The organism is Pseudomonas sp. ACM7 (assembly GCF_004136015.1).
Taxonomy (GTDB): Bacteria; Pseudomonadota; Gammaproteobacteria; order Pseudomonadales; family Pseudomonadaceae; genus Aquipseudomonas; species Aquipseudomonas frigoris.
In genome coordinates, this window is the sequence record NZ_CP024866.1 from 319,454 (window position 1) to 326,226 (window position 6,773).

Here is a 6,773-nt window from a genome sequence, read left to right on the forward strand (position 1 = left end):
TCAATCAATTCAGTCGCGTACCGGGCCCGGGGCCAGGACCTCACGCGAACCGTTGGTATTCATGGACGTCACGACCCCGGCCATTTCCATGGCTTCGATCATGCGTGCGGCGCGGTTGTAGCCGATTTTCAGCTTGCGCTGAACCGCAGAGATGGACGCACGACGACTTTCCAGTACGAACTGCACCGCTTCGTCGTAGAGCGCATCGGATTCACTGTCTTCATCGCCACCGCTGCCGCCTTCAAAACCGCTACCCGGCTCTTCGACACCGGCGAGAATCTCGTCGTTGTATTCCGGCGCGCCGCGCAGTTTCCAGGCTTCGACCACCCGGTGAACTTCATCATCGGACACAAAGGCGCCGTGGACGCGAATCGGCAGACTGGTGCCCGGCGGCATGTAGAGCATGTCACCGTGGCCCAGCAGTTGTTCGGCGCCGCCCTGATCGATGATGGTCCGGGAGTCGATCTTGCTCGACACCTGGAACGCCATACGCGTCGGAATGTTGGCCTTGATCAGACCGGTGATCACATCAACCGACGGCCGCTGGGTCGCGAGGATCAAGTGGATACCGGCTGCACGGGCCTTCTGGGCGATACGGGCGATCAGTTCTTCAACCTTCTTGCCGACGATCATCATCATGTCGGCGAATTCGTCCACCACCACGACAATCGTCGGCAGCTTGGTCAGCAGCGGCGCTTCGTCGTGAATGCTTTCGCGCTTGTACAACGGATCAGTCAACGGCGTACCGGCGTCCTGGGCTTCCTTGACCTTGGCATTGAAGCCCGACAGGTTACGCACGCCCATTTTCGCCATCAGTTTGTAGCGACGCTCCATCTCCGCCACGCTCCAGCGCAGGGCGTTGGCGGCGTCCTTCATGTCGGTCACGACCGGGCACAACAGGTGCGGAATGCCTTCGTAGATCGACAGCTCAAGCATTTTCGGGTCGATCATGATCAGCTTGGCGTCTTCCGGGCCGGACTTGAACAGGATCGACAGGATCATCGCGTTCACGCCCACCGATTTACCGGAACCGGTCGTACCGGCTACCAGCAAGTGAGGCATTTTCGCCAGGTCGGTGATGACCGGCTTGCCACCAATGTCGTGACCCAGGGCCAATGTAACCGGCGACTTGAAGTTGTCGTACTCGGGGGTCGACAGCACTTCGGAGAAGCGCACGATCTGGCGGTCTTCGTTAGGAATCTCGATACCGACGGTGGTCTTGCCCGGAATCACTTCCACCACACGCACGCTGGTCACGGCCAGGGAACGTGCCAGGTCTTTCGCCAGGTTGGAGATGCGGCTGACCTTGACGCCGGCCGCCGGCTGGATTTCGTAACGGGTAATCACCGGGCCCGGGTGAATCGAATCCACCGAGACTTCGACGCCGAATTCCTTGAGCTTGATCTCCAGCAAGTGGCCAACCGCCGCCAGGGATTCAGGCGAATAATTGAGTTGTTTCTTTTCTGCCGGGTCGAGAATCGAGATCGGCGGCAAGGTGCCTTCGACAGCACTGTCGACGAACAACGGCGCCTGTTTCTCTTTTTCCACGCGCTTGCTGGGCGCCGCTGGCTTGGGCGGCGCTGGGGCAATCACCGGCGGCACCTGCTTCTCGCGGTCCGACATGTGTTTGCTCAGGGCTTGTTCACGCTCGATCAGGCGCTCCTTGACCTTGGCTTGCTCGCGCTTGTCGGTGACGGTCGGCGCGACCAAGTCATGCACGCGATCATCGACTTCACGCAACTGCGCAACCAATTGTTTGCGCTCGACTCGGGCGGCCCACCAGCGATTGGCCGCGCCTTGGAACAGTTCGAACAAGTCGAGGGTGATTTTGCCGGTGAGGTCCATCACCTTGAACCACGACAGGTCGGTGAACACCGTCAGGCCAAACAGGAACAACGCGATGAACAACAGCGTACTGCCCTGGATATTCAGGGCGTTCCGGGCCAGATCACCGAGGCTTTCGCCCAAAGCGCCACCAGCGCCGGCCGGCAGACCGGTCGCGGCGTGGAAATGAATATGGGCCAGGGCCGCGCCCGAGAGCACCAGAAATACCAGGCCGATCAGGCGCCAGGAGAACAGCCAGCCGCTCCACTCCCACTGCTCGTGGCGTTGACGGAAGATTTGATATGCCTTGATCGCCAGCAACAGCGGGAAGATGTAGGCGAAGTAACCCAACACCATGAACAGGATATCGGCGCTGTAGGAGCCGACCGGTCCGCCGAAGTTCTGAACATCGTCGATCTTGCTGTTATGGCTCCAGCCCGGATCGTCCTTGCCATAGGTCAACAAGGCCATCATCAGGAACAGGCACAAGCCGCCGATGGCGATCAATGCACCTTCCTTGAGCCGGTAGTGCAATTGCTGGCGCCAGAGCGGAACGACTGTTTTTGGTGCTGCGGTGGATTTCTTCAAAACGCTTCTTTTCCTGCGCCTGTGGCGCGTCCATCTGTTGAATGACTATAAAAAACTGCCCAACCCAGGCAGGTAAAAAAGTTGACAGGCGTAACTGGGACTACTTTTAACACTACGCTCCGGTTTTTATAAACACGGCGCGCCGCGAATATTCTGTAACAAGTAGGCATTGTACGGGTTTGTTCGTCCGATGCCATGCTTGAAACCCAAGGTGTAGCATAGCCAACAGCACATTACGCGCGGTTCAATTTGAGCATGCATTCTCTTTTGTGACAAAGGCTTATGAGGTATTTTTATGAGCGAAGCGAAGCATTCCCGCCTGATCATTCTGGGTTCCGGCCCCGCCGGTTACAGCGCTGCCGTTTATGCCGCCCGCGCCAACCTCAAACCCGTTGTCATTACCGGAATACAGGCAGGTGGCCAGCTCACCACCACCGTCGAAGTCGACAACTGGCCCGGTGATGTCGAAGGTCTCACCGGACCGGTGCTGATGGAACGCATGCAAAAACACGCCGAGCGCTTTCATACAGAGATCGTCTACGACCACATCCACACCGCCAAGTTGCAACAGCGCCCGTTCGAACTTATCGGCGACGGCGGCACTTACACCTGTGACGCGCTGATTATCGCCACCGGCGCCTCGGCGCAATACCTGGGGCTGCCATCGGAAGAGACATTTGCCGGCAGAGGGGTTTCGGCTTGCGCGACGTGCGACGGTTTCTTCTACCGCAATCAGGTGGTCGCGGTCGTGGGCGGCGGCAATACGGCGGTTGAAGAAGCGCTGTACCTGTCGAACATCGCCAAGGAAGTTCACCTGATTCACCGGCGCGACAAGTTGCGCTCGGAGAAGATTCTTCAGGACAAGCTCTTCGAAAAAGCCGCCAACGGCAATATCCGCCTGCACTGGAACCAGAATCTGGATGAAGTGCTGGGTGATGCCAGCGGCGTGACCGGCGCCCGCCTGCGGGACAGCCATAGCGGCGAAACCAGAGAGTTGCCGCTGGCCGGTGTGTTTATCGCCATCGGCCATAAACCCAACACCGACCTGTTCGAAGGCCAGCTGAAAATGCGTGACGGCTATCTGCTGGTCAAGGGCGGCAGCGAAGGCGATGCTACCAGCACCGATATCCCGGGCGTGTTTGCCGCCGGTGACGTGGCCGATCACGTTTACCGCCAGGCCGTCACATCTGCCGGGGCCGGCTGCATGGCCGCGCTGGACGCCGAGAAGTATCTCGACGACATTCCAGTCGTTTGACGGCACACTTCACGGTGGGCCCACCCGCCCACAACTGCCCTCCCCTTCTGCAAGCCCGGATGCCATGCTGACTTGGTTACAACGCAACACCCTGACCTTCCCGCCCTTGGAAAAAGCCATGCGCGATCCCAACGGGCTGTTGGCCGCGGGCGGGGATCTGTCCGCCGATCGTCTGATTCAGGCCTATCGCCACGGCTGTTTTCCGTGGTTCTCGGAAGGCCAGCCGATTCTCTGGTGGTCGCCGGATCCACGCACCGTACTGTTTCCCGACGAACTGCATGTCTCGCGCAGCCTGAACAAACTGTCGCGCCAACAACGCTATCAAGTGACCTTTGATCAGGATTTTGCCGCGGTCATCCGCGCCTGCGCCGCGCCACGGGATTACGCCGACGGGACCTGGATCACAGAAGCCATGCAAAACGCCTACCTCGAGCTGCACAGGCGTGGCTACGCCCATTCGGTGGAAGTCTGGGACCAGGGCGAACTGGTCGGCGGGCTCTATGGCCTGGCGATGGGTCAGCTGTTTTTCGGCGAATCCATGTTCAGCCGCGCTGACAACGCCTCGAAATATGGCTTTGCCACACTGGTCCGACATCTGAAAGACTCAGGCTTCGTGCTGATCGACTGCCAGATGCCTACCGACCATCTGCACAGCCTCGGCGCCCGAGCGATTCCTCGCAGCGAGTTTGCCGACTACCTTGCGCAGCATCTGGACCAGCCCAGCCGCGCAACTTGGGTTTGCTGAGCGACTTTTGCCCGTGTGGCTTACACTTAGGGGGCGTTCTCAATGAGTTTCGCCGCCGCGCCGGGTCTGCTGTTGCGCAGGGCAAGACGCGAGAAGCGTAGTTTGGTCATTCCAAATAAGCTTCGAGCAACGCAGCCCTGCGCAACAGCAGGCCCGGCCCTTCGGGTTGTGCCTTAAAACGGGCCAGGCTGCGTTGCAGGCCCTGGAAAGGGAACACCATTCCCAGCGGCCTGCGCCTTGCCTGGCCCGTTTTAAGGCGACAACGCGGCGGTGAAACTCATTGAGAACGCCCCCAAATCAAAGCTTATTCCCGAGGGTTGATCATGACCGAGTTGGCGCGTTTGAAGTTCTATGCCACTCAGCCCCACTCTTGCAGCTATCTGCCCGAGGAGCAGGCCACGACCTTGTTCCTCGACCCTAGTCAGCCCATGGATGTGCATGTCTATGCAGACCTGTCTGAAATGGGTTTCCGTCGTAGCGGCGATCATCTTTACCGGCCTCATTGCCAGAATTGCAATGCGTGCGTACCGGCGCGCATCCCTGTGGCGCAATTTTCGCCCAACCGCCAGCAGAAACGCATCTTCAAACGCAACGTCGACCTGCAGGTGCGGCCTGGCAGGCCGCAATTCAGCGAAGAGTATTTCGACCTTTATCAGCGGTATATCGAACAGCGTCACGCCGATGGCGATATGTACCCGCCGAGTCGCGATCAGTTTGCGACGTTCCTGGTACGTGACCTGCCGTTTTCCCGATTCTACGAATTCCGTCTCGAAGGACGACTGGTGGCGGTGGCCGTCACCGACTTGCTGCCGAACGGACTGTCGGCGGTCTACACCTTCTACGAGCCCGCTGAAGAACGCCGCAGCCTGGGGCGTTATGCGATTCTCTGGCAAATCGCCGAGGCTCAGCGTCTGGGGCTGGAAGCCGTCTATCTGGGCTATTGGATCAAAAACTGCAAAAAGATGAGTTACAAGACTCAATATCGCCCTATCGAACTGCTGATTAATCAGCGCTGGGTCATCCTGAACTAGAGCAAGCCGTAAACCCCTTGGCTTAAACCCCATTTTTCGGGCACAATGCACGCCGCTTTTGCCTGGCGCAGTTGCACCGGGCCATTCATTGGACACCGAGGGCTTTACTGCATGTCGAAAGAAGACAGCTTCGAAATGGAAGGCACTGTCGTCGACACCCTGCCCAACACCATGTTTCGTGTGGAGTTGGAAAATGGGCACGTCGTAACCGCGCATATCTCCGGCAAGATGCGCAAGAACTACATCCGTATTCTTACCGGTGACAAAGTGCGCGTCGAGCTGACGCCCTATGACTTGAGCAAAGGGCGCATCACTTACCGCGCTCGCTAATCAAGTCAATACAAAACGCCCGGTTTATGCCGGGCGTTTTTGTTTGTCTGCGATTTGGTGGGGCTCTTTAGTTTATGTTGTATATCCGTTGCTGCGGTTAGGGCTTCTGGCGGTTTCGCTCTTACAGCGACTCACTTTTCCAGACGCCGGAGTGCCGGCCCAGCGAAAAGTAAGCAAAAGGCTTCGCCCCGGCGTACGGCGCCTCGCTAAAGCTCCGCGTTCCCTCGCTACGGTATCCATCAGGGGGCATCGCCTCCGGTCTGCTTCGCGACGACCTCCTCTCGATGTGTTCGGCTTCGCCGAACGGCGCTAAGCGCCTAATCCCCTGATGAACACCTACGCTCGGCCTGCCGAAGGGGCGAGAGATCAAAAGCAGAATCAAGATCTAAAGCCACAGCAAGATCAAAAGATCGCAGCCTCGTTTCACTCGACAGCTCCTACAGGGGATGGGTGTACACCCGCCCTCCACCACTCAACACGCCGAGCGTTAGCTCGCCTGCAGCTCTTGATCTTGCTTTGCCCGCCCTATATCGGGAGGCTGAGTGGAGGTATTCATCTGGGGGGCAGGCGCGCAGCGCCGTTCGACGCAGTCGAACACATCGAGAGGAGGTTGAAGCGAAGCCAACCGGAGGCGATGCCCCCAGGGCGAAACCCTAAGTAGCCGTTACCGCAGCAACGGATATACACCTAAATCTCAAATCGAGTAGGAGGCGGCTTTACAGCCGCCGTCCTCTCACACCACCGTACGTACGGATCCGTATACGGCGGTTCAAGCTATGCGGCTAAGCCGGTTTATCGTATCCAGTACCGAAACTAACCCAAGCTGACCCCATAGTTTCTTCGGCAGCGCCTGATTCATATGAGATGCGCCTGAGCTCCACCATGGGCCTCGGCCATTGAAGGCTGATTTGCAGGCGCGAGCTTCGCTAAGCCCCAGGCGCATCAAGTTACGTGCCCTCGTTGAGGGCCGCTTCCATTGTCGCCAGACGACGCAGCCAGC

Annotated in this window: 5 protein-coding genes and 1 pseudogene; 4 read left to right on the forward strand and 2 right to left on the reverse strand. The window is 58.6% G+C overall.

The window, feature by feature from the left end; all coding sequences use genetic code 11:
* Positions 1 to 9: 9 nt before the first annotated feature.
* The gene (locus CUN63_RS01635; protein ID WP_129436899.1) at positions 10 to 2,412 is read right to left on the reverse strand and encodes a DNA translocase FtsK; all 2,403 of its coding nucleotides are present in this window, start codon (positions 2,410 to 2,412) and stop codon (positions 10 to 12) included.
* 295 nt (positions 2,413 to 2,707) lie between these two features.
* Here CUN63_RS01635 and trxB point away from each other — a divergent pair, with 295 nt between their 5' ends.
* The 4 genes from trxB to infA all read left to right on the forward strand — a co-directional run bounded on the left by trxB (position 2,708) and on the right by infA (position 5,773).
* Positions 2,708 to 3,667: a thioredoxin-disulfide reductase gene (gene trxB / locus CUN63_RS01640; RefSeq protein ID WP_129436900.1), complete on the forward strand. Its 960-nt coding sequence runs from the start codon at positions 2,708 to 2,710 to the stop codon at positions 3,665 to 3,667.
* Between the two features lie 64 nt (positions 3,668 to 3,731).
* Positions 3,732 to 4,412 carry a leucyl/phenylalanyl-tRNA--protein transferase gene (aat, locus tag CUN63_RS01645; protein WP_129436901.1) on the forward strand — a complete coding sequence of 227 codons (681 nt, stop codon included), beginning with the start codon at positions 3,732 to 3,734 and terminating at the stop codon, positions 4,410 to 4,412.
* A 323-nt stretch (positions 4,413 to 4,735) separates the two neighbouring features.
* Positions 4,736 to 5,443, forward strand: coding sequence for an arginyltransferase (locus tag CUN63_RS01650; RefSeq protein ID WP_129436902.1), 708 nt, complete (start codon positions 4,736 to 4,738; stop codon positions 5,441 to 5,443).
* A gap of 111 nt (positions 5,444 to 5,554) precedes the next feature.
* Positions 5,555 to 5,773 (forward strand): translation initiation factor IF-1, encoded by a 219-nt coding sequence (gene infA, locus CUN63_RS01655; RefSeq protein ID WP_002553999.1) that lies wholly within the window; start codon positions 5,555 to 5,557, stop codon positions 5,771 to 5,773.
* Between the two features lie 769 nt (positions 5,774 to 6,542).
* Here the strand turns inward: infA and CUN63_RS32010 are convergent.
* Positions 6,543 to 6,773: pseudogene (locus CUN63_RS32010) on the reverse strand (group II intron reverse transcriptase/maturase); the annotation flags it as partial.